A 24,183-nucleotide genomic window follows, 5' to 3' on the forward strand; every position below is an offset into this window, starting at 1 on the left:
GGACGCCCGATTCAGTGCAACGTGACGTGCATTCCGCCCTTGGCCAGGATGTCGAGCACCAGGGCGACCAGGTCGTACGGTTCGCCCTCCGCACTCAGGCGGCGGGACAGGTGACTGCGCGCGGTCGCGGCGTCCCGCCAGCGCAGGGTCGCGGGAGCGGTGTAGCCGAACGTGCCGCGCAGGCAGTCCACAAGGGCGTCCAGGCCGCCCCCGAAATAGCCCCCCGGCCCGTTGACCGCCTCACCCAGCGCCAGGTAGAGCCCCGGTTCATCCGTGATGTGCCGGCCGTCCAGCTCGTACACGTACCCGGCCGGCCGGTTCTGCTGCGTGAGCCCGCAGCCCCGCTCGCGGACCAGCTCGAGCCACGCCTCGCGCTGTCGGGTATCCAGACCGGCCCAGCCGCCGGGGCTCTCCGGCGGGCCGGCGAGCCAGCGGTCCCACACGGGGCGGGCGTGTCCGGGTACGGGCCTGTACAGCGCTTCGTCAAGTTCCAGGTCGATCAGACCGGGCCCATGATCGGACGGGCGCCATGCTCGAACCCTGGGCCGCAGCAGACGCCCGGTGAGCGGCGCACCGCTGTCGTCCCGTACCTCCAGCCAGGCCTCGTCCAGGTCCAGCGCACGCCGGGTGCCCGTCTCCCATGCCCGCCGCAGCCGGTCGCCCGGCGCGAGGCCCCGTAGGACGAGCGGCGGCGGCGCAGCCTCCTCGTCGGGCAGGACGTGCGCGAACTCCCGGCACGTGCCAAGCCACCGGTACTCGTCGTGCAGCCGCACCGGAGCCCGGTGCCCCTCCGGCGGGCCCATGTAGTCGTCCAGCCCGGTGAGCACGAGGGCATCCGTCCCCGGGTGCTGTCCGAGGCTTTCCGCGTCCCGCAACAGCCAGGGGTCCAGCGCGCCGTCTTCCGGTACCAGCCACACCCGCGATCCGACCCAGCCGCGCACCTCGGCACCATCGGGAACCCAGCCGAAGAGCTCGTAAATCCCCCGCTCCGGTTCCCGAAAAAGCCCGTCCACCTCGGCACAGACGCCCCAGACGTGACCGTGCCCCGACTCCGTCAGGGCGTACCGCCCCTGCCCGCGATGACCGCTGCTGTCCCCCACGCCGAGAATCATGCCTGAACCACCAACAGCAGACGCCGCTGGCCGCGAGTCCGGATCCGAACCGGCCGACGACTCGGTCCACCCGCCCGCTCCAGCTTCACGACTCACTCGGCACCGCCTACGGCTCCATCCGGCCAGCCGGGCAGGGGCAGTTCGTCATCGCGGAGCTGCCATACCGGCTCGTGCCCGGAGGGCGGTCCGGCAATGACCCGCAACTGCTGCGGGCGGTATTCATCGCGGGCGTCCTCCACGCTGAAGCCCGCCGAGGCCAGCACCGCGGCCATCGCCTCCATCATCGCGGCACCGACTGCACTGGCATGCCGCAGGACTCCCGCGTCCAACTCCTTGAGCCGGAAGGCGCGGGCTTGCCCGCCAGGCACGCCCGCGACAAAGATCCATTGACTTCGGAATCAGCCCCGCCAATATCGCGGTACTGAAGAACGGCCGCGCGAAGGCGGTCCGGTTCTCCACCCTCGACGCGATCTGCCGCACACTCGACTGCCAGCCCGGCGACGTACTGCGCTGGGCACCTGGCGACGCGGACGAGGGCTAGGTTCTGCTTCCCTGTCCTTGACCGCCAGTTGCCACCTCTCCGCCGATTACGCTGCTGCGGTGATGAACGACAGCGAGTTGACCGTTGACCTGCGGGGTCGACGGATTGAGACACTCAAGGATTTCTGGGATGCGGTCGCTGGGCCGTGCGGCCTGCCGGAGTGGTTCGGCAGGAATCTGGACGCCTGGTCGGACACGATTCACGCCCGAGGCATATCGGATGTGATCGACAGCTACGACGTCTTGGTCGTGCATGTCGATCAGCGCGGACTTTTCGGAGGGGATCGGCAGGAGGGCGAGATCCTGGCCGGCGTCTTCGGCGGAGTGCAGAACCGGCTCGTGGTCCATTCACTGGCCTGACCACCCACGGCTGCTCAGGCCGCCGCGGGAACGTCTGAGGGCGTGATGGTCGCGCTTTGACCTGCCGGGCGCCCCCTTTCCCGTGTCCGGCGGGGCCGTCATACGATCAGGGCAAATCGGTACATCGAAGGGTGTATCGGTCGTATCGTCCCTCGCGGCGATTCGACGGTCCTCGCCGGTCTCTACCGTTTTTCGTATGGAATCACCGAACGGTCGGACCGGAACACATGACATGCCCCCGTGGCGGACAGTGGCCACTCCGATCCTGTTCGCCGTGGCTCTTCCGCTGGCCGTGTTCTACGTTCTGCGGTCGCAGGGGATCAGCCAGTGGCTGGCACTGACGCTCAGCGGCGCGGTCCCGGCGGTGCGCATGGCCGTCGAGGCCACCACACGGCGTCGTGTGAACAGCTTCGAGGCATTCATGATCGGCATGCTGGCAGTACGCATCGTGACCTCGCTGCTCACCGGCGATCCCCGGGTCATCCTCGTCAAGGACGCAGGACTCGCCGCGGCTGCCGGGCTCTGGATCCTGGGCTCGCTCCTGGTGGCGAAGCCTTTCGCCTTCCAGGCCGGTCAGTACTGGCACGGGCCCACCGCCGCGCGCACCCGGGAAACGGCCTGGAGCGTCTCGCCGGCCCTGCGCAGCGGACTGACCCGGCTGACGGTCCTGTGGGGCTGCGCTCAGCTGCTGGACTGCGGTGCAGGAGTGCTCGTCGCATTGCTGCTTCCGGTGGAATCGGTTCCAGCGCTCAACCGCGCGAAGGGACTGGCGCTGCTGTGCACTGTCGCCCTCATCACCATCTCCTACAGCCGCCGCTACGGGCGCCGGCACGCACTGTCCCTCTTCGGTTCAGCACCTCTGATCACCAGAAGGGAAGGCCGGTCACCATGAGATCGGCATGAGGTCGGCGTGAGATCGCCGGGCCACTGCGCCAACCCGGCAAGGTGGCGCAGACGTGTGCCCATGGACACCACCGGAGGGCCGGGTCCGACGTACGGTCGAGGAACGGGTCAGGCCAGGCCGGCCGCCGGCCTGGCCTGACCCGACGTCATGACCGGAACTGGAGCAGCCGATGCTTCTCTACGCCCAGACCCCAGCACGGCGGACCCGTCAGATCCTCGCGGACCTGCTCGCCGTGGTTCTGGTCGCCGCCGCGGTGAAGGCCGCCCTGGCCGTCCACGACGCGATCATGATGCTGGCCGAGCCGGGACGCAAGGTGGAGAGCTCCGGCGAAAGCCTCGCCAACGCCCTCGACGACGCGGGCGAGACCGCCTCGCAGGTGCCGCTGGTAGGCGACCTCCTGGAGGAGCCGTTCCAGTCCGCGGCCGACGCCGGCACCGGGCTCGCCGATGCAGGACAGTCGTTCCAGGACGGCATCGGCCAGTTGGCCACCCTGGCCACACTCGTCCTGGTGGGCCTACCCGTGGCCTGCCTGCTGCTGCTCTGGCTCTTTCTGCGCCTGCGCTGGATCCGTCGCAGCGCCACCGTACGACGCTTTCACGAGGCACCCGGAGGCGCCGACCTGCTCGCCCTGCGCGCCCTCACCGGACCACTGCGAGATCTCTCCGCGGTCCCCGTCCCACCGGGCGGTCTCGCGGACGCCTGGCGCCGCGGCGACCGGCACGTCGTCTCCGCTCTGTCCGAGATCACGCTCAGGCGCGCGGGACTGCGGCCCTGACACACCTTCGCGGCGCGCGGTACGCGGCGCGCGCCCGCGCCGCGCGCTACGGCTCGGAGTCACGACCCGTGCCGGTGAGCCGAGTAGGTCAGGTAGCCCGCGTCACCACCCTGGTAATACGTGGCCTCGTCCACGGGGGTGATCGGAAGCCCGCCCCGGAGCCGCTCGACCAGATCGGGGTTGGCGAGGAAGGCCCGGCCGAAGCTGATCAGATCGGCGCCCAGGCCGAGCCAGTGCTCGGCCTCGTCCCTGCCGGTCTGCTTCGGGCCCATCGGAAGCACGGGGTTCATGACCAGAGTGCCCGGCCACGCCCGCCGCAGGGCGAGGAGCGTCTCCTCGTCGGTCGTGGCTTCGAGGTGAACGTACGCCAGCCCGAGCGAGGCCAGTTCGGCCAGCAGCTCGGTGTAGAGCTCAAGGACGTCGGTCTCCTCGACTCCCCAGAACGTCGCGCCCGGTGAGAGCCGGATGCCTGTCCTGGCCCCACCGACGGCCTCGGCGACACCGGTGACGGCCTCGACGGCGAACCTGATCCGGTTGGTGATCCGGCCTCCGTAGCGGTCCGTACGCAGGTTGGCGTTGGACGAGAGGAACTGCGAGATCAGGTAGCCGTTGGCACCGTGCAGTTCCACTCCGTCGAAGCCCGCCTCGACGGCGCGGACGGCGGCCCGGGCGTAGGACCGCGCGTGTTCGGGCACTTCGGCGGTGCCCAGCGCGCGCGGTGCCGGAGCGGGCCGGGGCCCGGCGGGAGTGAACACATCGCCTACGGCGGGCACGGCGGAGGGCCCGACCGGGCGCAGGCCGGTGGTGTCCGGATGGGAGACCCGGCCGCCGTGCATCAGCTGGGCGAAGATCCGTCCGCCGTTGGCATGGACGGCGGCAGTCACGGGGCGCCATGCCTCGACCTGCTCGTCGGTGTGCAGCCCCGGGGTGCCCGGGTTGGACTGCCCGATCAGGCTCGGCTGTACCCCTTCGCTCACGATCAGACCGGCTGTGGCCCGCTGGGCGTAGTACGTCGCCATTGAAGGCGTCGCCAAGCCGCCGGCGGCGGCCCGTACCCGGGTCATGGGGGCCATGACCAGCCGGTTGGGCAGCGTGAGGCCACCGAGCTGATAACTGCTGAAGAGAATCGTCATGTCAGGACTCCGTCGCGGTCCGCCGCACCCGCATCTCGGGCACGGCGGCTACGCTAGAACCTCACACTGACGTCAGGGTCAAGGGTCTGTGACGCAGAACTCAGCGGACTCAGCGGACTCAGCGGACTCAGCGGACTCAGCGGGGAGGACTTCGTGCGGATCGGGGAGCTTGCGTCACGGGCCGGAGTCAGCGTCCGGTCCATTCGCTACTACGAGGAGCAGGGGCTGCTCACCAGCACCCGCAGCCCCAGCGGACAGCGGCACTACACCGAGGCCGAGGTCGAGCGGGTTGCCCTCATCCAGCGGCTGTACACCGCTGGCCTGTCCAGCCGCACCATCATCGAGCTGCTGCCCTGCATCGACGCGCCCAGCGAGGAGAATTCCGACTCCGCGCTGGCGCGGATGGAACTGGAACGCGAGCGGCTGTCCACCCACATCGCCGACCTCGTACGGACCAGGAACACCCTCGACGCACTGATGGCCACGGCCCGCGCGCACCGGGACCGGGACCGGGACCAGGAGCGGGAACGGGAACGGGAACGGTTGAGGGCCGCCGCAGGCGGCTGAGTGCGGATCAGGCGCTGCCGGACGCGCGCCGGATCGCGTCGAGCGCGCGCCGCACATCGTCCTCGGTCGTCGACCAGTTGCTCACCGAGATGCGCATGACCCGCCGGCCGTGCCAGGTGGAGCCGCTGATCCACGCCGTGCCGTCGTCCAGCAGCCGGCCGAGTACCCGTTCCGTACGCTCGTAGCTGCCGAACTCGGCGCAGACCTGGGTGAACACCACGTCATTGAGGACCGTCGCACCCTCGATCCCGGCGATTCCGGCGGCGAACGCGGCAGCGTGCCGGCACAGCCGCTCGACCAGGTCGGCCACCCCGGACCGGCCGAGGGACCTGAGTGCGGCCCACACGGTGAAGGCCCTGCCGCGCCGGGAGAGCTCGGGGACCTTGTCGATGGGGTCGCCGCGCCGGTCCTGGATGAGGTAGTCGCCGTGCAGGCCCATCGCCGCCCCGAGCGCGGACGGATCGCGCACGATGGCCAGGCCGCAGTCGTACGGGACGTTCAGGGTCTTGTGGGCATCCGTCGCCCAGGAGTCGGCATCCGCGCAGCCCGCCGTCAGGTACGCGTACTGCGGGGAGGCGCTCGCCCACAGCCCGAACGCGCCGTCGACGTGCACCCACGCTCCTGCCTCGTGAGCGGCACGAACGGCCTCCACGAAGGGGTCGAAGGCGCCGGAGTGGATGTCTCCGGCCTGGAGGACCACGATCGTGGGGCCTCGCCCGCCGGTGGCCAGGGCGTGCCGCAGGGCCTCGAGCTCCATGCGTCCCTGACCGTCCGCCTGCACCAGTTCGGGTTTTCCCAGTCCCAGGTAGCGCAGCGCCAGGTCAACGGCCATGTGGCGGTCCTCGCCGGCGAGGACGCGTACGGCCGGCCCGCCTGCGAGTCCGTCCACGGCCGCATTCCAGCCGGTGCGCCGCAGCACCGCGTCCCGCCCGGCGGCGAGGCAGGTGAAGTTCGCCATCGTGGCACCCGTGGTGAACCCGACGGCACTGCCGCCCGGCAGGCCGAGCAGATCGAGCAGCCACGCGCCGGCGATCTCCTCCGCCGCCGTGTACGCGGGCGAGACCGTCCGCATCACGCAGTTCTGGTCCCAGGCGCTGACCAGCCAGTCTGCGGCCAGTGCGGCCGGTTCGGTGCCGCCCACCACAAACCCGTAGAAGCGGCCACTGGGAAACGCGGTGAGCCCCGGCTCACAGGCCGTGGCCAGCAGATCGACCACGTCGGCGGGTCTGCCGGGACCGTCGGGCAGTTCGACGCCGAGCGCGCGCACGATCTCGTCGACCGAAGCGCGGGCGGGCACCCGGCGGTCGGACAGGCTCGCCAGCCAGCGGACGGCATGACCGTACGCCTGTCGGAGCGCAGCCTCGCGCGCGTCCATACACCGGACTATGAAACGGTCACCGGCGCCACGCAAGTCGTGATGCCTTCGGATCACCTGAGGCCGCCCTTCAGGTGATTGCCCGTCCTCTGCCGGGCCGGGCCGCCGCCCTGGGGGTACGAGGACTCAGCAGATGATGTGAATCCGCAACCCCGGTGAGGTGCTCGATGTACGCAGCAGTGCGGCGGTATGAAGGGGTGACCGATCCGGCCGAGGCAGGGCGCCTGGTGGCGGAGGGGTTCGTGCCGCTCATGCGGCAGGTCCCGGGCTTCGTGGCCTACTACTGGGTTGATGCCGGGGCCGGAGTCATGGTCTCGACCAGCGTCTTCCAGGACCGGGCCGGTGCCGAGGAATCGGTCTCGAGAGCGGCAGCGTTCGTCCGGGAGAACCTTGCGTCACTGCTCCCCAACCCTCCGCAGGTCATGTCCGGCGAGGTGGTGGCTTCCGGCTGAGGGCGGGGCCGGGGCGGGGGCGGCCGGGCCCTCGCAGGCCCGCTCTCAGGGGGTGTCTTCGGCCGTCCATGTGACGGCCGGGGGGAGGACCCGCGCGCACAAGGGGCCGCCGCACGCATCGGTCAGGCCGAGGCGGGCGACCAGGAGCCCGCTGTGTCCGGCGGCATCGAGAGTACGGGCCGGTACCCCGGCGAGCATGAGTTTCGCGCGGCGGAACATGCTGAAGGCGCCCGCGTCGTCGACGGTGCCCCAGGAGAGGTAGACGAACCGGTTTCCCGGGCGGCCTTGCACATAGGGGCCCTTGACGTCGACACCGAGCGGCGATGCGGTCGTGGTGCACTCCAGGGTCCAGACAGCCGATGCCGCGTCACCGGGCTGCGGATCGAGGAGCTCGGCGGGGCGGTCGCGGCGCTGCACGGCGACATGGACGTTGCGGTACGCCGGCACGCTGCCGTCGGGTGTCCCGAGGCAGGTGAGGCCGGGCAGGTCGACACCTTCGATGCGGATGCGCATACCCGTCATGATCCCCCGGGCCGGCCGGAGATGTGCGCCGATTGGCGGGGGGATCGGCTTGCTGGGGTGCGGGCACTGGTGAAGGATCAGATTACGGGATGTGCCGCCCATATAGCGTGATGTCACTATTCGCGGCGCGTCCTCCTCTGCATGCCCGACCTGATGAGGAGTGGCCATGGAAGACAGCCCGCTCAGCCGTCGACGGCTGTTGTGGGGTGCCGCCGGCGCGGCAGGCGCGGCTCTGGTCACCGCCGGGCTGCCCCGGCTGATCGGGGCCGGGGAGAAGGCGGAGTCTGTGCCGCCGAGCCCCGTACGCAAGGCCCCGGTCGCCGCCGGGCCGCCCGCGCTCCTGCATCCGGACCGCTCGGTGGACTACGCCCCCGCCGTGTGGGTCGAAGCCTCCGAGTCCAACTACGTGACCTCCGACCGCCCCGAGTCGTATCCCATCAAATATGTGATCATCCACCTGACAACGGACATTTTGCCGATCATGCTGTCCAAGTTCAAGGACCCTGCCGAGAGGGTGTCGGCGCACTACGTGATCAGCGCAGCCGGCACGCGGATCGCCCAGTGCGTGCGCGAGCGCGACGTCGCCTGGCACTCCGGCAGCATCTGGTACAACTACCGGAGCATCGGCATCGAGCACGAAGGCTGGACCGATCAGCCCGTGTACACCGACACGATGTACGAGGCGTCCGCCGTGCTCACGGCCACGATCTGCGCGAAGTACGAGGTGCCGGCCGACCGGGACCACATCCTCGGCCACATCGAGGTCCCGCACTCCACGCACGAGGACCCCGGGCCCGTGTGGGACTGGGACAAGTACATGAAGCTGGTCGAGATGGCCCGGCAACGCGTCAGGACCTGACACCGCGCATCAGGACCTGACGTCGCGTCGGGCCGCCGTCACCCGGGCTTGCCTTCGCCGTACAGCCACGCATCCCAGACCGAGTCGAGGTCCCGGTCGGCCTTGGCCTCCACGTACGCGGTGAAGTCGTCCGTGGATGCGTGGCCGTGGCGGTGGCGCAGGGGCCAGCCCCGCAGCAGGGCGCGGAAGGTCTCGTCACCCACGGTCTGGCGGATCCGGTGGATCACCATCGCGCCGCGTACGTACACCGGCTGGCCGGAGATGTCCGAGGCGCTGGGCGGTTCGGCGGGCGGGAAGTCCCACTCGTCGTCGTCCGCGGCCTTGGCGTGGTTGCGGTCGAAGTGGTCCTGGGCGCTGGCTCCGCCGTGGTCCTCGGTCCACAGCCACTCCGCATAGGTTGCGAACCCCTCGTTGAGCCACATGTCGCGCCACGTTCGTGGGGTGACGGAGTTGCCGAACCACTGGTGGGCCAGTTCGTGCACCACGTTGGTGGTGTGGAAGACGCCGGCCGGAATGGTCGGCCTGGTCTGGGTCTCCAGGGCGTAGGGCACATCGGCCGCCTGGTCGACGATCACCCCGGCGGCGGAGAACGGGTAGGGGCCGAACCTCCGCTCGGCCCATTCCATGATCTCGGGGAACCGGCCGAGGACCGCTCCGTCCTCGTCCACCTCCGCGGTGGTGTCCACCGCCGACACGATCGGGATGCCCGACCGGGTCCGGGAGGTCTTGATGTCGTAGCTGCCGATGGCCACGGTCGCCACATAGCCGGCCATGGGCTCGGCCTGGTGCCAGTGGAAGGTGGCGCGGTCGCCGCTGGTGCGCCGGGCGAGCAGCCGCCCGTTGGAGATGGCCTGCACCCCCTTGGGGACCGTGACGGTGATGTCGTACGAGGCCTTGTCTGACGGGTGGTGGTTGCCCGGGAACCAGGACATCGAGCCCGTCGGCTCACCGAACGCGACCGCTCCCTTGTCCGTACGCAACCAGCCTTCACGCCACCCGTGGTCATGGGTGATCGGCTGCGGCGTGCCCGCATAGCGCACGACGCTCTGGAAGGCGGCGCCCTTCCTGAGGTGATCGCGTGGCTGCAGGGTCAGCTCCTGCCCCTCCTGCCGGAACCGTGCCGGGCGGCCGTCGACGGTGGCGCTCAGCACCTCCAGGCCGAGGAGGTCGAGATTGAAGGCGCTGAGGTCCGCGGTGGCCTTCGCGGTGATCTTCGCGGTGCCCTCGAGGCGGCCACTGCCGGGGTCGTAGGCCAGGGTCAGGGCGTAGTGGGTGACGTCGTAGCCGCCGTTGCCGAGCTCCGGGAAGTACGGGTCGCCGGTGCCTGCGGCAGCGGGGCGCCCGCCATGGAACGCCGAGCCGGCAGCCCCCGCCCCTGAGGCGTCCACGCCGGTGCGGCCCTCCGCCCCACCGCCGCCACGGCTGCCGGACTCCGAGCACGCGGGGAGGGCGGCGAGCAGGCCCGCCACCGCGAAGGCGGCCAGCCGTCCGGAAGTCTTCACGCAGCCGATCATGACCCAGGCCCCGGGCGCCCCGATCCCGCCACGCCGTGGGGGTCAGGCGAGTCGGTCAGGTGGAGTCGGTCAGGTGGAGTCGCCCCGGGGGGCCGGACTGCCGCCTGGTGGATCGGCGGAGGCGAGCAGGTTCAGCACGGTGGCCTCCATGGCGTGCCGGGCCTGTTCGGTGTCGAGCCCCGTGGACCGCCAGTGGTGCCAGGCGCCCCATGTGGTCACCGCGTCCAGCCCGTCGGCCAGGTCCCTGCGCTGCCGGGCCGGCAGCCGGTCGAGCTCCTCGGCGAGTACTGCCTCCAGGCGCTCGCGGGCATCGCGGAAGGCGTCCGCGGTGACCTGGCGGATCCGCTCCGAGGGATGGTCCATACGGATCACCGCCAGACGGGCCGGAGTGATCCATTCGAGGATCCGGGAGCGCTGCTCGACCAGCGCCGCGACCCGCACCTCCCGCGGCCCTTCGGTGGGCAACGGCCTGATCAGCTCGGCGAGTTGTTCCAGCCGGCGGGTGATGGCGGTGTCCACGAGCTGGGCCATGTCGGCGAAGTGGTGGAACACCGAGCGGCGCGACACGCCGGCGTACTCGGCGACCCGTTCGGCGGGGAACTCCGTCATGCCCTCGTCGAGCAGGGAGAGCAGCGCATCGGCGATCCTCTCGCGGGTCTGCCGGCCACGCTCGGCCCGGCCGTCCGGCGTCCGTCCCTGTTGGCGTTCCTGCTCCTCGCCCTGCCGTTCCACCAGGCCTCCCTCGGCCTCGACGGGCCGGTGCCGATCCCGGGCTGTGTCCCGCTGCCCGCGACCGGGAGGTCCGGCTCTCCGACGCCGGTGGCGGCCGGCTGCGGACCGAGAGCGGCGTGCTGGGCATGCCCCTGGTCATCACGGCCGAACCCCGCCTCGACGCGGGCGTCGTCACCCTGCACGCGGACAGCGCGACCCTGGCCGGCCGCCCCCTCGATCCGGCCGCCTCCGCCGTCGCAGGGGCCCTGTCCCGCGAACACCGGCAGCTACCGCCGCTCCCGCTGGGCCTGAGCCCCACCGGGGTCACCGCAGGCCCGGACGGGACCACCGCCCACGCGAAGGCCCGCGGGGTCACCCTCGCCTGACCCGCCCGCTCAGCCGATCGTGCCGAGCCACCGGCCGATCTCCTGGTAGTCGCGGTCGGTGAGGCCGCGCCGGGCGTCGACGCGGTGCAGGAGGGCCGGTCCGGGGTGGTGTACGGACACCCAGGTCCGGTCGATGTCGGTGATCTCGTCATCGACCCAGACGAAGGCACGTTCGGCGGCCCAGTCGACGAGGGTGCGGGTCTTCCAGTGAAGACCGTGCCGTTCGTCCTGCTCGTCCACGGCGGATGGTTCCGGCCAGGCCACCACCGGGAGCCGGGGCAGGCCGATCCGTGGGGCGATCCACTCGTTCGCATCGTCCATCCAGGTCGTGGCCCAGACGAGATCGCACGAGAGCATCGTCAAGCGGGGCCCGTGCCGGGGATCGATCCTGGCCAGCAGCGGATGGGCCTCGCTCCCGGGCGGCGGCTCGACCCCGGTCCGATACGTGGGGTACCGCTCCGACCCGCCGAAGGGGATGAGCGGACCGTCGACATCGAGGAAGAGCAGGGGGCGCTGGGCGGAACCGATCATGACAACACCGTACCGACCGAGTGGTTGCCCTCGACGCGGACACATGAACTGGGCTGAACGGCCGCCGGGTTGGACCGGGCCCAGGCCGTGGGGCGTGCGGGGGAGAGCTGCCCGCCGGCCAGTACCACTGCGTGCTGACGAACGACAAGGGCAGGGTCGTGGTCGCCGTGGACGCCAATCTGTACGGCGCGGACCGGGACGAGGAGATGCGGCAGATCGGCAGCTCTGCCCCCCCCATTACCTTCTTGGTGGCCCCGCAATGGGGCGCCCGGCCTCCGGAGTTGGCATGACTTTCTCCCCCTGTCGAACGCATGGCCTGGGGGGTGGTGTCACCGGCTCCGGAGGCATCGACAGACCGCTGATTAGGGGCATGACCACCGGCCTTTCCGCAGGTCGGGAGGCTCTTCGTAATGTGGATGTGGCGATCGGTGCCGTGGGGTGGCCGGGCAGGTACGACCGGAGGACGCACGTGATCGACGTCAGCGACATCGGTGTCTTCCTCGGCCTGGACGTTGGCAAGGGCGAACACCACGCCACCGCCGTCACCCCCGCCGGGAAGAAAGCCTTCGACAAGCGGCTGCCCAACAGCGAACCCAAACTCCGCGAGGTCTTCGGCAAGCTGCGGGCCAAGCACGGGACCGTGCTCGTGGTGGTCGACCAGCCGGCCTCCATCGGCGCCCTGCCGCTGGCGGTCGCCCGGGACATGGGCTGCCCGGTCGCCTATCTGCCCGGACTGACGATGCGGCGGATCGCCGATCTCTATCCCGGCGAGGCCAAGACCGACGCCCGCGACGCCTTCGTCATCGCCGATGCGGCCCGCGTCATGCCGCACACCCTCCGCTCGGTCGACCTCGAAGACGAGACCATCGCCGAGCTGGAGATGATCGTCGGCTTCGACGACGACCTGGCCGGCGAAGCCACCCGCATCAGCAACCGGCTCCGCGGCCTGCTCACGCAGATCCACCCGTCTCTGGAACGGGTCCTGGGACCGCGGATCCAGCACCCGGCCGTGCTCAGGCTCCTCGACCAGTTCGGTTCCCCGGCCCAGATCCGCAAAGCCGGACGCCGCAGGCTCATCACGCTGATACGTCCGAAGGCCCCAAGGATGGCCGAGCGACTGGTCGAGGACATCTTCACCGCGCTGGACGAGCAGACCGTCGTCGTCCCGGGCACGGACGCGGCCGCACTGATCGTCCCCAGCCTCGCTGGCTCGCTGCAGGCAGTGCTTGACCAGCGGAAACTTCTCGCCGCCCGGATCGAGGAACTCCTGGAGAGCCACCCTCTTTCCAAGGTTCTGACGTCCATGCCGGGGATCGGCGTCAGGACCGGAGCACGGATCCTCATCGACGTCGGCGACGGCACTTCGTTCCCGTCCGCCGCCCACCTCGCCGCCTACGCCGGCCTCGCCCCGGCGACCCGCAGCTCGGGCTCCTCGATCCGCGGCGAACAGCCCTCCCGCCGCGGAAACAAGCAGCTCAAACGAGCCTTCTTCCTGTCCGCGTTCGCGGCTCTGGCCGACCCGGCATCCCGGGCCTACTACGACAAGAAGATCAACCAAGGCAAGCACCACACCCAAGCCCTCCTCTGCCTCGCGAGACGCCGAGCCGACGTGCTCTTCGCGATGCTCCGCGACGGCACCTTCTACGAACCCCAACCCGCCCCTACCGGTTGACGAAACCCATAGGGGCACCCCCCCCATTACCTTCTTGGTGGCCCCGCAATGGGGCGCCCGGCCTCCGGAGTTGGCATGACTTTCTCCCCCTGTCGAACGCATGGCCTGGGGGGTGGTGTCACCGGCTCCGGAGGCATCGACAGACCGCTGATTAGGGGCATGACCACCGGCCTTTCCGCAGGTCGGGAGGCTCTTCGTAATGTGGATGTGGCGATCGGTGCCGTGGGGTGGCCGGGCAGGTACGACCGGAGGACGCACGTGATCGACGTCAGCGACATCGGTGTCTTCCTCGGCCTGGACGTTGGCAAGGGCGAACACCACGCCACCGCCGTCACCCCCGCCGGGAAGAAAGCCTTCGACAAGCGGCTGCCCAACAGCGAACCCAAACTCCGCGAGGTCTTCGGCAAGCTGCGGGCCAAGCACGGGACCGTGCTCGTGGTGGTCGACCAGCCGGCCTCCATCGGCGCCCTGCCGCTGGCGGTCGCCCGGGACATGGGCTGCCCGGTCGCCTATCTGCCCGGACTGACGATGCGGCGGATCGCCGATCTCTATCCCGGCGAGGCCAAGACCGACGCCCGCGACGCCTTCGTCATCGCCGATGCGGCCCGCGTCATGCCGCACACCCTCCGCTCGGTCGACCTCGAAGACGAGACCATCGCCGAGCTGGAGATGATCGTCGGCTTCGACGACGACCTGGCCGGCGAAGCCACCCGCATCAGCAACCGGCTCCGCGGCCTGCTCACGCAGATCCACCCGTCTCTGGAACGGGTCCTGGGACCGCGGATCCAGCACCCGGCCGTGCTCAGGCTCCTCGACCAGTTCGGTTCCCCGGCCCAGATCCGCAAAGCCGGACGCCGCAGGCTCATCACGCTGATACGTCCGAAGGCCCCAAGGATGGCCGAGCGACTGGTCGAGGACATCTTCACCGCGCTGGACGAGCAGACCGTCGTCGTCCCGGGCACGGACGCGGCCGCACTGATCGTCCCCAGCCTCGCTGGCTCGCTGCAGGCAGTGCTTGACCAGCGGAAACTTCTCGCCGCCCGGATCGAGGAACTCCTGGAGAGCCACCCTCTTTCCAAGGTTCTGACGTCCATGCCGGGGATCGGCGTCAGGACCGGAGCACGGATCCTCATCGACGTCGGCGACGGCACTTCGTTCCCGTCCGCCGCCCACCTCGCCGCCTACGCCGGCCTCGCCCCGGCGACCCGCAGCTCGGGCTCCTCGATCCGCGGCGAACAGCCCTCCCGCCGCGGAAACAAGCAGCTCAAACGAGCCTTCTTCCTGTCCGCGTTCGCGGCTCTGGCCGACCCGGCATCCCGGGCCTACTACGACAAGAAGATCAACCAAGGCAAGCACCACACCCAAGCCCTCCTCTGCCTCGCGAGACGCCGAGCCGACGTGCTCTTCGCGATGCTCCGCGACGGCACCTTCTACGAACCCCAACCCGCCCCTACCGGTTGACGAAACCCATAGGGGCACCCCCCCGCAAAGAGCAGGGGAGAAGTCCGTGCCTCCGACGGAGGCCGAGCGTCAGCAACGAAGCGCGCTGCTGCGCGAGTACGTGGCCGCGTTCGCGAAGGACCAGCTGCAGCGCGGCAAGTGCACGGGGCTGCAGCTGCCCTAAATCCCGTAAGGCGCGGCCCACGTGCGGGGAAGCCGGCCCGGGGCCATCTCCGGACCATCTCCTGGATGTTGCGATGATCGGCCCCATGACTGTCTCGCTCACTGTCGACCGGATGCACGGCGACCGTTCCTTCGCCGAGATCGGCGACCCCGTCCTGACCACCGCCCACCAGCGGCGCGGCCTGCTGGCCGTGGCGGGCGCACACGAGTTCGGCGGCACCGCACCCGTCGGTGTCTACGGCACGGGCAACCTGGCCTGCCATGCCCTCGTCCGCTTGCGCCACCCGGTGCATGCGATGGCGTTCCATCCCACGCTTCCGCTCCTCGTCGTCGGCACCGGACGCTACGACGGCGGCTACTTCTTCGAAGGCGAGCTGCTCCTGCTGCACCTGGAAACGGGCACGGCCGTATCGCTCATCGAGCACGAGATCGGCCGCCAGGTCCTGGAGCTGGAGTGGCTCGACGGGCAGGCGCTGCGGGTGGTCATGGCGCCGCCTGACGACTGGCATGACAATGCCGCCCACGCCGAGGGCCATGTCGCCGTGGTGCGCCGCCCGGACTGGACGGCCGTGCCCGCCGCATCCCTCGGCGATGACCTGGCCGGCCCGCGGGTGGCGGCGCCGCGTGCCGACCGCAGCGCGGCTGCCCGCCGGATGCTCACGGAGCTGGGCGCGGACTGGGATCCGCGACGCAATGTCCGTGCGGTCGAGGCACTTTCGGACGGCCGGATCCTGGCCACGCTCGATGGAGTGCAGCTGGAATCCTGGTTGCCCTCGGGGGAGCGAGAGTGGATGGTTCCGGATGAAGAGGGAGGCCGCGAGATCGTCGTCGCTCCGGACGAGGGGTCCGCGTGGGTCGGGCTCATCCGCCGCCCCAGGATGCGCGACGTCGTTCCGCAGTCCGTCGTACGGCTCTCCCTCACTGCCGGGGAACGGCTCGACAGCATTGCGCCGTCGTCGCCCGTCTCGCTCGTGCGGTGTGCGGACGGCCGGCCTGCCCTGGCCCCGAGTGGATCCAATGGCACCCGTAGCCGTCTTTCCGTCCGACGTGCAAGCCGTCTCTACTTCTTGTCCACCCGAGGGCGCTGGGTACGAGCCATGGACCTGGAGGGAATCGCGAGCGCGCAGCCGGTCCAACTCGTCGAGGGCTCCAGTCGGCGGCTGTTTCCGTATTCCTGGGAGCCCGGCGAGACACATTTCGGCGGTCCCGGCATCGAGACCGCGGACGGCACCCTGGTCCACGCCGGCACCGTGTACCACGGCCATGGGCTCCAGCCCGGCGGGTCGTTCGTCGTCCGGCGCGAGGTGACCGACGGGCTGCCGCGGTGGGTGTTCCGTACCGACCGTAGAGCCACTGCACTGGACGCCGACGTGTCCACCGTCTACATCGGGTACGACGACGGCGAGGTGGTTGCGCTCGACCTGGGAGACGGCTCCGTGCGCTGGCGGCAGCGCCTCATCGTCGGCGCGGTCTCCGCCGTACCGACCGCTCTCACCGTCACCGCCACCGGCCGGCTCCTCATCGGCACCGGCGACGGGCGCATTCTCGAATGCTCGGCCGCGTAACCCCGCCGTCACCGCCGCGCGGTGATCCGCGTCTGCGGCCCACAGGCCCACAGGCCCGGAGCCCCACAGGCCCACAGGCCCACAGATATCCGGTTGGGCGCCAGGCCGAGGAATGACAAAGTGAGGCGCATGTGGTCGCCCGCCGTCGGAGAAGTCCTCCGTGAACTGCATGCCTCGCTCTCACTGCGCAAGCGTCCGGAGGACATCGCCCGGCTCATCCAGGATCTGCACGCCGCACAGGGCGCCGAACCCGACGAGGTCACCGAGACGGCACTCGCCAAGGCGGCCGAAAACTCGCTGCTCAACCTTTGGTACGGATACACCTCCATGCGCGAGGATTTCGCCCGCCCGGTCGGCGCACAGCGCCAGCTCGCCCGTATGACAAGTCTGTTCACCGATGTACCGGAGCTTCCCCTTCCGGACGGTGCCGGAGACGATCCGGCCCGGATCGAGGCAGCGATCCGGCGGGCAGGTGCCTCCATAGGCCGGGCCTACGGCCAGAACGACTTCGGCATGGACCGTCTCGACCGGGCCGAGCGAACCGCTGCCGGCCTCGGCGAGATCTCCAAGCGCCAGTACAACAAGCGCTTCCGGCTCCTGCGCCGCATGGAGGCCAAGCTGGCGCGGCTGATCCACGAGCAACGCCGCCGTGAGGTGACGATGACGGGCAAGGGGGCACTCGCCCACGTCCTGCCGTACGGCCTCTTCGCCGCGGACCCGGACACGGCGGCCTTCATCGCGTACATCACGGCGCGGGGCTACACGCGCAGCATCTTCACCAACGGCCGCCAGAGCCAGGCCTATGACGAGGTCGCCGAGGCGCTGTTCCAGCGGCTGCGCGCGCAGCCCGAGCGGACCTGCTGGCCTGCAGTCGCACATGTGCATCCCACGCCGGAGGTGCTGGCCGAGGTCTCCGACGAGGACCTCACCCACCTGCTGGTCCGGTGGAACGGCTTCCTGCGCCAGGTCGCGGACCAACTGGAGGCCGCCTGGAACCGGCACCCGCTGGAGCGCAAAACGATGATCGTGCGCCGCGGCAACGACTCGTCTACCTGGAACCAGGCCGCGCAGGCGTGGAACACGGCCCGGGCCCACTGGTTCGCGATCCTCTTCGAACTGGGCCAGGAGGAGATCCTGGACCGGTTCTGCCCGGGCAAGGTTCCCCGGCTGATGGCTGCCGACGTGGCGTACTGGCACCGGATGAGCGGCGGCGGGCTGCACCCTGACACCTATATCGCGGCGGATCTGCCGTTGCCCTGGAAAGTGCTACGGGGGGAGGAGGAATGCCCGCGTTCGCTGGTCGAGGCGGTCTGCGCCCGGCATCGCAGGGATCCCGTCGCCGGCGCCTGGACCGCCCCCAGGCCGACGGCCGAGGCCGTCGCCTCCCGCCGGACGCCCGAACTCGTACACGGTGTTGCCGTTGCAGACCCTCTGATGGCCAGTGCCCTCCGATCGGCCGGGGTGTTCTCCGGCAAGGGCAAGCGGGCGGCGGCGCTGGAATGGCTCTGACCGCCGACCGCCTGCCCACTCGACCGCCCGGCTGCCTGCCCCAAGCCCTTGGGGAAATCGGTTGCCCGGAACGGCAGCCCCAGCCATGATCGACGGCGTGGCGACGAGGAAGCTCTGCGGAGGAGCGCCCGGCTCTGACCCCGGGTGGACGTAGGTTCGAATCCTGCCCTCGTCGCCACCGGATCATCTGGCGGGGCTCAGGGCATCCCGAACGACCTCCCCGAGTTCCTCGACCTTCTGCGACGCTCGGTCCACCGTTTCCATGAGACGGGGCAGCCTGGCTTCGTGTAGGCCGCCGCGGGGGGTGTCACAACTCCACGATTCACCCCGGCGGAACCCGCGAGCCCCCGGGTCCAGCGGCGTCCCTCGGTCGTACCGTCGGACTCCACTACCGGGGAGGACTTCTGATGCGCAGAGTGACCTATTCGATGAACGTCTCACTCGACGGCTACATCGTCGGGCCGGACGGCCGCTTCGACTGGTCCGGGCCCGACGAGGAGGTCTTTCGTTTCTGGATCGAGGAGATCCGAGGGGTCGGCGTCCATCTGCTGGGACGACGGCTGTACGAGACGATGCTGTACTGGGAGACCGCCGACCAGGAGCCATCGTTCGACGACTCCATGCGCGAGTGGGCCTCGCTTTGGAATCCACTGCCCAAGGTGGTCTTCTCCACCACGCTGTCGGCGGTGCAGGGCCATGCCCGCCTGGCCTCCGGCGGCCTGGCGGAGGAGATCGAGCGGTTGCGGGCCGAGCCGGGGGAGGGCGAGATCGCGATCGGCGGCGCGACTCTCGCTGCCGAGGCAGCCGAGCTGGGTCTGATCGACGAATACCGGGCGATCGTCTACCCGGTGCTGGTCGGCGGCGGCATTCCGTTCTTTCCCCGGCACGAGCGCCACGTGGATCTCGAACTCGTAGAGACCCGCACCTTCAGCTCGAAAGTCGTCTACTTCCACTACCGCGTGGCACGCTGATCACGCCCGAGTACGCTCCCCTCTCAAGAGGGGGTGTCATGGAATCACTCGGAACCCTGTTCGTGGTCGCGGCCTTGGGTGTTCTGCTGGTCGGCCTGCTGGGCGGGGTGATCGCGGCTGTGGCTGTGACACGTTGGCGACGCCGGGCAATCAGGGCTCTGGAGATCGCCGAGAAGGAGCAAGGCCGGCTTGCCCTCGAGTGCTCGCCACGGCCCCCGGCGGGCGCACCATGAAGACGTCGATCGGGTCCTGGGCTTCCACGACGAATCCGTGGCGCTCGTAGAGCCGACGAGCAGCACTGCCCTGCAAGACGTTCAGACCCACGGTCAAGCCCTGTGCGTCGGTCCGCCCCAGCACCGTGCGCAGGACAGCGGATCCGAGCCCGCGGCCCTGATGGTGCGGGGCAAGGTAAAAGTGCTCGAGCCACTGCCTGCCTTCGGCGGGCCGGACCGTGACACATCCCGCGAGATCGCGGCCGATCATGATGATCGACGTATGCAGCGTGGAGAAGGAATCCCGCAGCCGCTGCCGCACCCGGTGCTCGTCGTAGCGCCCAAGGCGTTCCAAATCCGCGCGCATGACCGTGGCCCGCAACTCCGCGATCATTTCGATGTCCGCTGCCACCGCAGAACGCAGCACCCAGCCCGGGCACGCCCCATCCCCCAGCACCCCAGCATCCATGGCCGGAGTATCTCAGGACCTAGATCACAGGCGGCCGGCCGAGCCGGGTCAGTCGCCATACCGTCCGCCAGCGCATCGGGCGCCGAGGGCCGCAGGATGTACGTACGCCTTCCGCGAACCCGGCGAACCAGGCGCGCAGTCCGGTCAGGGAGCGGGTACGGGCGAGGGTCAGGGCGGTCCACACGCCTAGGTAGACGGGGACGAGGGGAGCGGGGAGGTGTTGCTTGGCCAGCCAGACGCGGTTGCGGGCGGTCATCCGGAAGTAGACCGCGTGCCGGGCAGGGGAGGTCTTCGGGTGCTGGAGGACGAGCCGGGGCTCGTAGAGGACGTCCCAGCCGTGGTCGATGGCCCGCCAGGCCAGGTCGGTCTCCTCGTGGGTGAAGAAGAACGGGTCCGGCCAGCCCCCGGTCTGCTCCAGCATCGGCATCGACAGCGCGTGCCCGCCGCCCAGGAACGTCGTCACCAGGCCCCGCCGCATCGGGTCCTTGGCCCGCAGTCGGGGCACGTGGCGGCGCTGCGTGGCGCCGGTCTCGTCCGCGATCCGGAAGGAGACGATGCCCAGGCGGGGATCCGCCGCGTACAGGTCCGCGATACGACGGAACACGTCCGTGTCGAGGAGCAGGCCGTCGTCGTCCAGGTCGACCAGGACGTCCACGTCCCCGAAGTCCCGCAGCCGCTGCCAGGCGACGTTCCGGCCGCCGGACACCCCCAGGTTCTCCGGCAGCTCCACCCCGGTTACGCCGTCCGGGAGTCCCGGCAGCGCCGCCCCGTTGCCCACGACCACGATCCGGGTCGCGGGCTCGTCCTGCTTGGCCACGGACTCCAGCAGGGCCAGCAGTTCGGGCGTCCGGTCGCCCATGGTCAGCACGGCGACACCCACACGCGGTCGGGTCACGACCACCATCACCACCACTTCCCGTTCGGCTCCAGGTGAACGGAGAGCGTACCTCCGCTGAACCCTGGTCTCCGACCATGAGAAGGGAAGGGTGCAGGGCGGCCGACCGCTCTGCCGGTCTGCCGCTCCGCCGGTGGGGGGAGCCGCCTCAGCCGGCCCAGCCCGGTGACCCGGGCCGCAGCACCATGTACCCACCCAGCGCGTCGAACCCGAGCGCGCTGTACAGGGCGATCCCGTCCGGGGTCGCCCGCAGCTCGATGCTGCCGCAGCCGCGCCCGCGCAGCGCCGCCACCAGGGCGGCGGTCACCGCGCGCCCGTGGCCCCGGCGGCGGTGCCCGCGGTCGGTCACCACGGTGTGGACGCGTGCCCACAGCCCGTCCGGGTAGGTCGGGCCCCCGTAAGCCTGGTAGGCGACACCGATCGCGCAGGCGGCCAGGCCGCTGCCGTCGGGCGCCGGGGTGACGAAGGCGAAAAGGTCGGGGTCGCTGCCGAGCCTGCGCCGCATGTCGTCGCGGAATGCCGTACGCCACGTGGTCCCGTGCGGTTCACCGTTCAGGATGGCCACGCGCAGGCGCAGCAGCTCGTCGGCATCATCGGGGACCGCGGCACGGGCACAGGGACGGGCAGCGGGCATGTGGTCTCCGTTCGTGGGCCGGACCGGAGTGCCGAACACCGATCCGCCATGCCATCATCGCACCAAGTCCGGTGCGTTCACGGGGGGTTGACGTTGTCGGTGGACCAAGTGCGTCTTGCGCAACGCCAATGGGTGATTCCGGCCGTCATCGCAGGAGTCTCCGTCGCCAGCATGACGGGAGACCTCATCTTCGGGATTCTGCCCCGGCAATGGGCGCTGGTGGGATGGGTCGCGGCTGCCCTCCTCGTGGGCGCCGTCACCTACACCGTCCAGCGCGTCCTGTCCACGAGCACCGAGCCGGCGGCGGGGGGCGGCCGTCTGCTCATCGACCAGCTCAAGCCGGAACCCGTACTCATCGGCCGGGCCCACCTGGCCCGGGAACTGCTCCGCGCCGTGGAGGGCGGTGCCCCGGCGGCCGGGCCCGCCGACGGCAGCCCTCCCGCAGCACGGGGGCGGGCACACGTCGTGGTCGTCCACGGCCCCGCCGGCACCGGCAAGACGACACTGGCCATGTACGCCGCCCACCAGGTGCGCGACCGGTTCCCGGACGGGCTCCTCTACATCGACCTCCAGGGCGACGCGGACTCACCCGTCAGCAGCGCCTCCGCCCTCGAACACCTTCTCCGCAGCCTCGGCGTGGCCTCCTCGGAGATCCCGCGCACCACGGGCGACCGGGCCGCACTGTTCCGCCAGCTGGCCAGCCCGCTGCGCCTGCTGCTCCTCCTGGACAACGCCTACTCGACCGAGCAGGTCGAGCCGCTGGTGCCCGCGGCGCCGGGCTGCACCGTACTGGTCACGAGCCGCCGTGCCCTCACGGTCGGCGACGTCTCCCGGCTGCGGTCGGTGCGGATGGTGCTCCCGGAGGAGGACGACGCCCTCGCTCTGCTGACCCACTGGTCGGGCAGGGCGCGGATCGACCAGGACCCCGCCAGCGCCCTGGAGATCGTACGGTTCTGCGGCCGGCTGCCGCTCGCCCTGAAGATCGTCGGGGCCCGGCTGAGTTCCCGTACGGACATGACGCTGGCCAGGATGAGGGACCGGCTGGAGAACGAGAACTCCCGCTTGCAGGAGCTCGCCTTCGACTCGGTGAGCCTCCAGGCCTGCCTCATGCTCAGCTACCGGGACCTGCCGGAGCAGGCCCGGCTGCTCCTCGGGGCGCTGGCCCGGCTCCCGAAGGGGCACCTGACGGACTGGCACGCCGAGCTGGTCACCGCGGACCCGAGCGCCGTCGACGAACTGACCGCCACCTGCCTGCTGGACACGGAGGGCGGGGCAGACTCCGGGGCGCCCGCCCAGTACCGGCTGCACGATCTCGTCCGGGTCTTCGCCGCGGACCGGTTCGCCGCCCTGACGCCGGAGCAGCGCGACGGGAGCGATGCCCGCCTCGTGGCCGGATACCGCGAGGCCGCAGCGGCGCTGGCGGCCCTGCGGGCGCCGGAACTTGCGGAGTACGCCTCGGCGCCTCCCGCAGCGGCGTGGAACGGCCTGTCGGCAGCCGACTGGTTCACCACCGAGGCGGACCGCCTCGTCTGGGTCCGGGAGCGGGCCGCCGCTCTCGGCCTGCCCGAGGCCGGCGCTCTCGTCGCCGAATGCGCGGCGTACTTCGCGGACGACCTCGCCGCCACCCCGGAGCGGGCGGCGCAGCTCTTCGCGGCCGACGGCGCGCAGAACGGCGCGCCCCCGGCCGCGGCGGGACCGGCTGCTGCGGGACCGGCCGCCGAGGGGCCGGCCGCTGCGGGACCGGCCGCCGCGCGGACGGCCGCGCGACGGCAAGAGGCCGCCCGGGCCCGGGCGCACGCCTACCTGTGTCTGGCCAAGCACGACTTCGCCGGAGCCCTCACGGCGCTCGGTACCGGGGACGTACCGCACGAGCCACAGGAACCGTACGCGGCGGCCCGGCACCTCGCCCTCCGGGCCCGGGTGGCACGGGAACGCGGCGACTTCCCGACGGCGTTCGCGGACATGTCCGCGGCGGTGGAGGCCCTGCGCAGCCTCGGGGACTCCTGGCACCTGGGGATGGCGCTGGAGATGCTCGGGGAGATCCGCCGCATCCAGGCCTTCCCGTGGGAGGGGGAGTCCTTCCAGCGGGAATCCCTCCAGATCGCCGAGGAGTTCGGCGATCTGCGCGCCCGGGCACGGCTGCAGCGCACTCTGGGGGAGACGCTCACCTACCAGCGCAATTTCGCCGAAGCAGGGCAGCTGCTGGAGGCCGCCACGGCCGCCTTCCGCAGCCTCGGCGACCGGGTCTGGGAGGCCCGCTCGCTCGCCGCCGCCGGAAAGGTGCAGCGGATCACGGGGGACCGGGCGGCGGCTCTGCAGAGCCTCGAGCTGGCCCTGTCCGTATTCGAGCAGTTCGATCAGCCGTTCTGGGCGGGGCGGGTCCACCACTCGCTGATCCGCGTCTTCGGCCCCGCCGGGGAGATGCAGCGCGCCTACGAGGCCGCGCACCGGGCGCTCGAACTCTTCGAATCGACCGGACACACCCTCTGGCACTCGTACGTCATACGGGATCTCGGCTGGCTCCACCTGCGCTCGGGCAGGATCGCCGAGGCGTACGAACCGCTGGAGGTGGCGGCCGAGGAGTCCCGTGCGGCCGGGGACGTGTTCGCCGAGGCCATGGCCCGCAACGTGCTCGGCGTCGCCTACCGCGACGGCGGACGCCACGGCGACGCACGCCGGGAGCTCGAAACGGCCCTGGCGATCTACCGGCGCGCCGGGCACGGCTGGTACCAGGCGGTCTGCACCCGCGACCTGGTGACGGCCCTACGGGCGGCCGGCCGGCCGGCGGAGGCCGACCGGCTGGCGCGGGAGGCCACTGCGGCCAACCCGCTCTTCCCCGGCACGGCGGGACGCGACGGAGCCGTCGCCGTCCCGGACGAGGACTGAGCGCGC

25 protein-coding genes, 1 tRNA gene and 1 pseudogene are annotated in these 24,183 nt (G+C 70.8%); 16 read left to right on the forward strand and 11 right to left on the reverse strand.

What is annotated here, in order from left to right; translation table 11 throughout:
* Positions 1-11: 11 nt before the first annotated feature.
* Both DEJ50_RS32250 and DEJ50_RS32255 read right to left on the reverse strand, forming a co-directional pair.
* A complete protein-coding gene (locus DEJ50_RS32250; RefSeq protein ID WP_150211577.1) occupies positions 12-1,112 on the reverse strand; it encodes a barstar family protein in 1,101 nt (366 codons plus the stop codon).
* Positions 1,113-1,204: 92 nt separating this feature from the next.
* On the reverse strand, positions 1,205-1,480 hold the full coding sequence (locus DEJ50_RS32255) for a hypothetical protein (RefSeq protein ID WP_190344818.1): 276 nt from the start codon (positions 1,478-1,480) through the stop codon (positions 1,205-1,207).
* A gap of 26 nt (positions 1,481-1,506) precedes the next feature.
* Between DEJ50_RS32255 and DEJ50_RS32260 the strand changes: the two are divergent.
* The 4 genes and pseudogenes from DEJ50_RS32260 to DEJ50_RS32275 form a co-directional block, all read left to right on the forward strand.
* Positions 1,507-1,653 (forward strand): annotated as a pseudogene (locus DEJ50_RS32260) (helix-turn-helix domain-containing protein); the annotation flags it as partial.
* Positions 1,654-1,715: 62 nt separating this feature from the next.
* On the forward strand, positions 1,716-2,012 hold the full coding sequence (locus DEJ50_RS32265) for a barstar family protein (protein WP_150212504.1): 297 nt from the start codon (positions 1,716-1,718) through the stop codon (positions 2,010-2,012).
* A gap of 232 nt (positions 2,013-2,244) precedes the next feature.
* Entirely contained in the window at positions 2,245-2,904 is a 660-nt protein-coding gene (locus DEJ50_RS32270) for a VC0807 family protein (protein WP_150212505.1), read from the forward strand.
* 181 nt (positions 2,905-3,085) lie between these two features.
* Complete coding sequence (locus tag DEJ50_RS32275; protein ID WP_150211578.1) at positions 3,086-3,691, forward strand: hypothetical protein; 606 nt, start codon at positions 3,086-3,088, stop codon at positions 3,689-3,691.
* A 59-nt stretch (positions 3,692-3,750) separates the two neighbouring features.
* On the opposite strand, the gene DEJ50_RS32280 is transcribed toward DEJ50_RS32275, so the two are convergent.
* Positions 3,751-4,824 (reverse strand): alkene reductase, encoded by a 1,074-nt coding sequence (locus tag DEJ50_RS32280; RefSeq protein ID WP_150211579.1) that lies wholly within the window; start codon positions 4,822-4,824, stop codon positions 3,751-3,753.
* Positions 4,825-4,977: 153 nt separating this feature from the next.
* On the opposite strand from DEJ50_RS32280, the gene DEJ50_RS32285 reads away from it, so the two are divergent.
* A complete protein-coding gene (locus tag DEJ50_RS32285) occupies positions 4,978-5,391 on the forward strand; it encodes a MerR family transcriptional regulator (protein WP_150211580.1) in 414 nt (137 codons plus the stop codon).
* Positions 5,392-5,398: 7 nt separating this feature from the next.
* On the opposite strand, the gene DEJ50_RS32290 is transcribed toward DEJ50_RS32285, so the two are convergent.
* Positions 5,399-6,766 (reverse strand): pyridoxal phosphate-dependent decarboxylase family protein, encoded by a 1,368-nt coding sequence (locus tag DEJ50_RS32290; protein WP_150211581.1) that lies wholly within the window; start codon positions 6,764-6,766, stop codon positions 5,399-5,401.
* Between the two features lie 167 nt (positions 6,767-6,933).
* Between DEJ50_RS32290 and DEJ50_RS32295 the strand changes: the two genes are divergently transcribed.
* Positions 6,934-7,218, forward strand: coding sequence for a hypothetical protein (locus DEJ50_RS32295; RefSeq protein WP_150211582.1), 285 nt, complete (start codon positions 6,934-6,936; stop codon positions 7,216-7,218).
* A 45-nt stretch (positions 7,219-7,263) separates the two neighbouring features.
* Here DEJ50_RS32295 and DEJ50_RS32300 read toward each other — a convergent pair whose 3' ends face one another.
* Entirely contained in the window at positions 7,264-7,731 is a 468-nt protein-coding gene (locus DEJ50_RS32300) for a DUF5990 family protein (RefSeq protein WP_150211583.1), read from the reverse strand.
* A 175-nt stretch (positions 7,732-7,906) separates the two neighbouring features.
* Here DEJ50_RS32300 and DEJ50_RS32305 point away from each other — a divergent pair, with 175 nt between their 5' ends.
* Positions 7,907-8,599 carry an N-acetylmuramoyl-L-alanine amidase gene (locus DEJ50_RS32305; protein WP_150211584.1) on the forward strand — a complete coding sequence of 231 codons (693 nt, stop codon included), beginning with the start codon at positions 7,907-7,909 and terminating at the stop codon, positions 8,597-8,599.
* Between the two features lie 38 nt (positions 8,600-8,637).
* Here DEJ50_RS32305 and DEJ50_RS32310 read toward each other — a convergent pair whose 3' ends face one another.
* The gene (locus tag DEJ50_RS32310; protein ID WP_411757658.1) at positions 8,638-10,101 is read right to left on the reverse strand and encodes a M1 family metallopeptidase; all 1,464 of its coding nucleotides are present in this window, start codon (positions 10,099-10,101) and stop codon (positions 8,638-8,640) included.
* 81 nt (positions 10,102-10,182) lie between these two features.
* On the reverse strand, positions 10,183-10,845 hold the full coding sequence (locus DEJ50_RS32315) for a TetR/AcrR family transcriptional regulator (RefSeq protein WP_223838011.1): 663 nt from the start codon (positions 10,843-10,845) through the stop codon (positions 10,183-10,185).
* 116 nt (positions 10,846-10,961) lie between these two features.
* On the opposite strand from DEJ50_RS32315, the gene DEJ50_RS32320 reads away from it, so the two are divergent.
* Positions 10,962-11,210, forward strand: coding sequence for a hypothetical protein (locus tag DEJ50_RS32320; RefSeq protein ID WP_150211586.1), 249 nt, complete (start codon positions 10,962-10,964; stop codon positions 11,208-11,210).
* Between the two features lie 9 nt (positions 11,211-11,219).
* Here the strand turns inward: DEJ50_RS32320 and DEJ50_RS32325 are convergent, their stop codons facing one another.
* The gene (locus DEJ50_RS32325; protein ID WP_150211587.1) at positions 11,220-11,741 is read right to left on the reverse strand and encodes an HAD domain-containing protein; all 522 of its coding nucleotides are present in this window, start codon (positions 11,739-11,741) and stop codon (positions 11,220-11,222) included.
* Between the two features lie 131 nt (positions 11,742-11,872).
* Between DEJ50_RS32325 and DEJ50_RS34170 the strand changes: the two genes are divergently transcribed.
* The 7 genes from DEJ50_RS34170 (at position 11,873) to DEJ50_RS32355 (ending at position 19,081) form a co-directional block, all read left to right on the forward strand.
* Positions 11,873-12,031: a hypothetical protein gene (locus DEJ50_RS34170; RefSeq protein ID WP_190345100.1), complete on the forward strand. Its 159-nt coding sequence runs from the start codon at positions 11,873-11,875 to the stop codon at positions 12,029-12,031.
* Positions 12,032-12,210: 179 nt separating this feature from the next.
* Positions 12,211-13,413 carry an IS110 family transposase gene (locus tag DEJ50_RS32330; RefSeq protein WP_150211588.1) on the forward strand — a complete coding sequence of 401 codons (1,203 nt, stop codon included), beginning with the start codon at positions 12,211-12,213 and terminating at the stop codon, positions 13,411-13,413.
* 258 nt (positions 13,414-13,671) lie between these two features.
* Complete coding sequence (locus tag DEJ50_RS32335) at positions 13,672-14,874, forward strand: IS110 family transposase (RefSeq protein ID WP_150211588.1); 1,203 nt, start codon at positions 13,672-13,674, stop codon at positions 14,872-14,874.
* 248 nt (positions 14,875-15,122) lie between these two features.
* A complete protein-coding gene (locus DEJ50_RS32340; protein WP_150211589.1) occupies positions 15,123-16,601 on the forward strand; it encodes a PQQ-binding-like beta-propeller repeat protein in 1,479 nt (492 codons plus the stop codon).
* A 120-nt stretch (positions 16,602-16,721) separates the two neighbouring features.
* Complete coding sequence (locus DEJ50_RS32345; protein ID WP_223838012.1) at positions 16,722-18,110, forward strand: hypothetical protein; 1,389 nt, start codon at positions 16,722-16,724, stop codon at positions 18,108-18,110.
* A 102-nt stretch (positions 18,111-18,212) separates the two neighbouring features.
* Positions 18,213-18,288 (forward strand) — tRNA-Gln (locus tag DEJ50_RS32350).
* A gap of 229 nt (positions 18,289-18,517) precedes the next feature.
* On the forward strand, positions 18,518-19,081 hold the full coding sequence (locus DEJ50_RS32355) for a dihydrofolate reductase family protein (protein WP_150211590.1): 564 nt from the start codon (positions 18,518-18,520) through the stop codon (positions 19,079-19,081).
* Between the two features lie 150 nt (positions 19,082-19,231).
* Here DEJ50_RS32355 and DEJ50_RS32360 read toward each other — a convergent pair whose 3' ends face one another.
* From DEJ50_RS32360 to DEJ50_RS32370, 3 genes are all read right to left on the reverse strand, one after another.
* Positions 19,232-19,762: a GNAT family N-acetyltransferase gene (locus DEJ50_RS32360; protein ID WP_150211591.1), complete on the reverse strand. Its 531-nt coding sequence runs from the start codon at positions 19,760-19,762 to the stop codon at positions 19,232-19,234.
* Between the two features lie 19 nt (positions 19,763-19,781).
* Entirely contained in the window at positions 19,782-20,666 is an 885-nt protein-coding gene (locus DEJ50_RS32365) for a glycosyltransferase family 2 protein (protein ID WP_190344820.1), read from the reverse strand.
* A 139-nt stretch (positions 20,667-20,805) separates the two neighbouring features.
* Positions 20,806-21,291: a GNAT family N-acetyltransferase gene (locus tag DEJ50_RS32370; protein WP_150211593.1), complete on the reverse strand. Its 486-nt coding sequence runs from the start codon at positions 21,289-21,291 to the stop codon at positions 20,806-20,808.
* 171 nt (positions 21,292-21,462) lie between these two features.
* On the opposite strand from DEJ50_RS32370, the gene DEJ50_RS32375 reads away from it, so the two are divergent.
* Positions 21,463-24,177: a tetratricopeptide repeat protein gene (locus DEJ50_RS32375; protein ID WP_190344822.1), complete on the forward strand. Its 2,715-nt coding sequence runs from the start codon at positions 21,463-21,465 to the stop codon at positions 24,175-24,177.
* Positions 24,178-24,183: the final 6 nt, after the last annotated feature.

Origin of the sequence: Streptomyces venezuelae, from assembly GCF_008642295.1 — a bacterium.
GTDB classification, from domain to species: domain Bacteria; phylum Actinomycetota; class Actinomycetes; order Streptomycetales; family Streptomycetaceae; genus Streptomyces; species Streptomyces venezuelae_C.

Excerpts from the sequence above, each read along its gene's own strand:
- DEJ50_RS32355 (WP_150211590.1), top strand. The coding sequence starts at position 18,518 with ATGCGCAGAGTGACCTATTCGATGAACGTCTCACTCGACGGCTACATC.
- DEJ50_RS32265 (WP_150212504.1), top strand. The coding sequence starts at position 1,716 with ATGAACGACAGCGAGTTGACCGTTGACCTGCGGGGTCGACGGATTGAG.
- DEJ50_RS32275 (WP_150211578.1), top strand. The coding sequence starts at position 3,086 with ATGCTTCTCTACGCCCAGACCCCAGCACGGCGGACCCGTCAGATCCTC.
- DEJ50_RS32250 (WP_150211577.1), bottom strand. The coding sequence starts at position 1,112 with ATGATTCTCGGCGTGGGGGACAGCAGCGGTCATCGCGGGCAGGGGCGG.
- DEJ50_RS32340 (WP_150211589.1), top strand. The coding sequence starts at position 15,123 with ATGACTGTCTCGCTCACTGTCGACCGGATGCACGGCGACCGTTCCTTC.
- DEJ50_RS32280 (WP_150211579.1), bottom strand. The coding sequence starts at position 4,824 with ATGACGATTCTCTTCAGCAGTTATCAGCTCGGTGGCCTCACGCTGCCC.
- DEJ50_RS32270 (WP_150212505.1), top strand. The coding sequence starts at position 2,245 with ATGCCCCCGTGGCGGACAGTGGCCACTCCGATCCTGTTCGCCGTGGCT.
- DEJ50_RS32295 (WP_150211582.1), top strand. The coding sequence starts at position 6,934 with ATGTACGCAGCAGTGCGGCGGTATGAAGGGGTGACCGATCCGGCCGAG.
- DEJ50_RS32305 (WP_150211584.1), top strand. The coding sequence starts at position 7,907 with ATGGAAGACAGCCCGCTCAGCCGTCGACGGCTGTTGTGGGGTGCCGCC.
- DEJ50_RS32375 (WP_190344822.1), top strand. The coding sequence starts at position 21,463 with ATGACGGGAGACCTCATCTTCGGGATTCTGCCCCGGCAATGGGCGCTG.
- DEJ50_RS32360 (WP_150211591.1), bottom strand. The coding sequence starts at position 19,762 with ATGGATGCTGGGGTGCTGGGGGATGGGGCGTGCCCGGGCTGGGTGCTG.
- DEJ50_RS32370 (WP_150211593.1), bottom strand. The coding sequence starts at position 21,291 with ATGCCCGCTGCCCGTCCCTGTGCCCGTGCCGCGGTCCCCGATGATGCC.
- DEJ50_RS32365 (WP_190344820.1), bottom strand. The coding sequence starts at position 20,666 with ATGGTGGTCGTGACCCGACCGCGTGTGGGTGTCGCCGTGCTGACCATG.
- DEJ50_RS32300 (WP_150211583.1), bottom strand. The coding sequence starts at position 7,731 with ATGCGCATCCGCATCGAAGGTGTCGACCTGCCCGGCCTCACCTGCCTC.
- DEJ50_RS32290 (WP_150211581.1), bottom strand. The coding sequence starts at position 6,766 with ATGGACGCGCGCGAGGCTGCGCTCCGACAGGCGTACGGTCATGCCGTC.
- DEJ50_RS32325 (WP_150211587.1), bottom strand. The coding sequence starts at position 11,741 with ATGATCGGTTCCGCCCAGCGCCCCCTGCTCTTCCTCGATGTCGACGGT.